General features: G+C 73.0%; 2 protein-coding genes. Both read right to left on the reverse strand.

Annotated elements, in window-relative coordinates; all coding sequences use genetic code 11:
- Positions 1 to 3,245, reverse strand: a 3,245-nt coding sequence (locus VF697_RS32315) for an AMP-binding protein (RefSeq protein ID WP_331100988.1), incomplete at its 3' end; no start/stop codon positions are given.
- A gap of 169 nt (positions 3,246 to 3,414) precedes the next feature.
- Positions 3,415 to 3,742: MYXO-CTERM sorting domain-containing protein (locus tag VF697_RS32320; protein ID WP_331100990.1), on the reverse strand; the 328-nt coding region annotated here is incomplete at its 5' end.

Consider the following 3,742-nt stretch of genomic DNA (forward strand, 5'->3'; position numbering starts at 1 on the left):
AGGGCGCTCTCGGGCAGGGTGGGCCCGGCGTAGTAGAGCGAGAACAGCACCTTCTCGAAGAGGACGGGGAAGGAGAGGTGCGAGGAGACGAGCTCCTCGAGCCGCGGGTCCAGGGTGCGGCTCAGTCCGCGCCGCTGCTCGCGCAGGTGGACCTTCAGGCGCTCCCAGATGTGGAGGACGGAGAGCATCTCCAGGAAGTCGGGGCGCTGGAACTGGTGGGGGAAGGGGCTGGGGAGGGTGGTGGTGCCGTTGCTCTCGGCGGTGAGGAAGACGCGCACGGTGTTGGCCAGCAGGTTCAGCATGGCGAGGAAGCTGGCGTAGAACTCGCGGTCGCTCCCGAGCTGGCGCATGGGGATGACGGAGTCGAGGTCCGCGAAGGTGCCATTGAGGAGGACGTTCTGCGGCTCGATGCACTGCCCGTTCTTGAAGTGCTGGATGTCGCTGGGGAAGTAGCCGAGCAGCAGCATCCGCGCGACGAGCCGCACCCACGAGTCGACGACGGCCTCGGGGTCCAGGTTGTGCTTGAGGGTGGCGTAGACGAGCCGCGTGTTGGTGAAGCCGCCCGAGCCGGTGCGCTGGCTCTCCTGGGCGAGGGAGCCGGCGAAGTGGCTCACGCGCGGGAAGGGCGCCTTGGGGAACCAGTACACGTAGCAGGCGAGCCCGTCACCCAGCTCGCCCTGGGCGATGGTCAGCGAGTGGCCGGACAGCAGCGGCAGGAGCCGGGCGCGGAAGCGCGCCACCACCTCCTCGGACCAGCGCACCACCAGCAGCGGCAAGGGGACGCCCCCGGGCTCGCCGTACTCCTCCAGGAAGCGGCCCTGCAGCTCGGCCGCGCGCTGTGCCTCGGTGAGCGCCTCGGGCAGCGTGAGCGCTCCGGGCACCTTGCGCTCCTGGAGGAGGAAGTACTCCAGCGTATTCGTCACCGAGTGCTTCGCGAAGCGCTCGAAGAGCCGCTGCTGGAGCAGTTGGAGGAAGCCGACCTGGTCCTCGCACCGCACCTCGGCGCCCTTGAGGGCCAGCACGCTCTCGCCGGGCCCGCGCTGGTAGAAGGAGCGGAAGTGTCCCTGGGGGCGGAAGAAGCGCTCGGACTCGAAGACGCCGTTGGTGGGCGGCACGGGGATGTCCCGTCGCAGCTGCTCCAGCGCGTCGGCCACCCAGGGCTCGGCCTCGCGCAGGTGGCGCCAGAGCGCGGGGGCCTCGCGCGCCACGTCCCAGGCGATGGAGAAGGGCCCCTCCTCGGCGCGCGGCTTGCGCGTGCCCAGCTCCTCGAGGAGCTGTCCGAGCGGGTAGCGCAACAGCTCCTCCTGGCGCGGCCCGAGCCCGTAGCGGCTCTCCAGGAGCTGCCGCAGCTCGAGCTGGCGCATCGAGTCCAGCCCCAGCTCGGCGAGGGTGCGGGTGGGATCCAAGGCCTCGGGCGCGATGCCGATGAGGCGGGCGAGCTGCTCGCGCAGGAAGGCGGGGGGGCTCGTGTCGGAGGGCTCGGCGCGCGGGGACACGAGCCGGGCCGTGTGGAGGAGCTCCAGCGTGCCCGCGAGGAAGTCCTGCCGGCAGGCGTTGCGCTGAATCTTCCCGCTGGACGTCTTGGGGATGGAGCCCTGGCGCACGAGCACCAGCGTGTCGAGGTGGATGCCGTGCAGGGCGGCCACGGCCTGCCGGGCGGCGTGGGCGAGCTCCTCGAAGCGGGCGCCCTCGTGCCGCTGGTGCACCTCCTGGACGATGACGAGGCGCTCCTCCTGCCCGGAGTCGACGGAGAAGGCGGCGCCGCAGCCGGGGCGCAGCGCGGGGTGGCTCTCCTCGACGGTGCGCTCGAGGTCCTGCGGGTAGTGGTTGCGGCCGCGGATGATGACGAGGTCCTTGAGGCGGCCGGCGAAGAAGAGCTCGCCCTCGTGGAGGAAGCCGAGGTCTCCGGTGCGCAGGTAGGGGCCCTCCCCGGTGTCGGCGCGCAGGGCACGGAAGGTGTGCTCGGTCTCCTCCGGGCGGTTCCAGTAGCCCTGGGCCACGCTGGGGCCCGTGAGCCAGATTTCGCCCACCCGGTCGGCGGCGCAGCGGGTGCGCGTGACGGGGTCCACGATGACGACCTGCTGCTCCAGCCAGGAGCGGCCCAGGCCCACCAGGCGCCGCGAGCCCGGAGTCCCCTCGGGCAGCTCGACGACCCACCAGGACTCCAGCGCCGCGCCGTCCACCGTGCGCACCGTCCTGCGCGAGCCCTGGGCGCCGCCCGTCACCATGAGCGTGGCCTCGGCCAGCCCGTACAGGGGGCGCAGCGCATCCGGGCGGAGGCCACTGGGGGCGAAGTGCCGGGTGAAGCGCTCCAGCGTGTCGGCGCGCACGGGCTCGGCGGCGTTGACGGCGCAGCGCCAGCTGCTCAGGTCGAGCGCGTCGCGCTGCTCGGCGGACACCTTGCGCACGCACAGGTCGAAGGCGAAGTTGGGCCCGCCGCTGTGGGTGGCGCGGTAGCGCGAGATGGCCCGCAGCCAGCGCAGCGGCTTCTGCAGGAAGGCCTCGGGCGGCATGAGGACGAGGGGGAAGCCCACGTACACCGCCTGCAGCACGCAGCCGATGAGCCCCATGTCGTGGTAGAGCGGCAGCCAGCTCACGCCCACGGAGTCCTCGGTGCTGCCGAAGGCCCGCTGGAGGATGGACTCGTTGTGCAGCAGGTTGGCGTGGGTGAGCAGCACGCCCTTGGGCACGGAGGTGGAGCCCGAGGTGTACTGGATGAAGGCGAGCGAGTCGGGTGTCGCCTCCGGAGGTCGCCAGTCCCGTTCGACGTCGGGGACGAGCTCGTCGGTGGCCACCCACCGCAGCGCGGCGAGCTCCGGCGCATGGCGGGCGAGCCCCTCCACCAGGTCGCGGATGGAGCCCAGGGTGAGCACGAGGGTGGCCTGCGCGTCCTGGGCAATGGCCCGCAGGCGCGGCAGCGTCCGGCTCAGCCGGGTCGGGTCCGGCGGGTACACCGGCACCGCCACGACTCCGGCGTACAGCGCCCCGAAGAAGGCGGCGATGTAGTCCAGCCCATAGGGGTAGAGGAGCAGGGCGCGCTCCCCGGACCGCGCATGCCGCTGGAGCGTGGCGGCGATGGCCCGGGCCCGCCCGTCCAGCCCGGCGAAGTCCAGGTGCCGCGTCTCCGTCTCGCCGTCCTCGAGCAGGGTGAAGACGCGGCGCGAGGGCTGCTCGTGCGCCCTCCTCCGCAGAAGGTCCACCAGGGTGGAACCCGGCTCACTGCGCACCACCACCAGGGGCTTCATGTCTCTCGGCACCGCTCAAGGGGGGAGCCACCGCATGGGGGACGCGGCGGGGGCCGGGAGGGACGTGGGGGGCTCCCCCCGGCAACCCGATCTTCATCCGGTCGTCCGCCAGCTTCAATGGCGGGGGAAGCCCGGGTGCGGTGGGGTGTTCACGACCCCGTGCACCGTGTCAGCGGCGCGACGAACGCGAGCGGCGCGGCGCGTGACGCGCGGGGGCGAGCGCCTGCTTGCGCCGGCCGAAGCTCAGCGTGAGCAGGGTCAGCCCGACGAGGACGAGCAGGGGCATGCCGCCGGTGGCGGAGGCGCCGCAGCTCGCGGGGGGCAGGGTGCCCGCGAGCGTCGGGTCACCGGGAACGATGCCGCCCGGGCCTGGGGAGGAGTCGCTCGGAGCCGAGGGCGTCTGGGCGATGGGCGACGGCTCCTCCTCGGCATCGGGGCTCTGCTCGGGAGCGGAGCCCACGGAGCCGGGAGCCTGGGGCGCCTCGGGAGCGGGGGGG

Origin of the sequence: Archangium sp. (genome assembly GCF_036388035.1) — a bacterium.
In the GTDB taxonomy this organism is placed as follows: Bacteria; Myxococcota; Myxococcia; order Myxococcales; family Myxococcaceae; genus Archangium.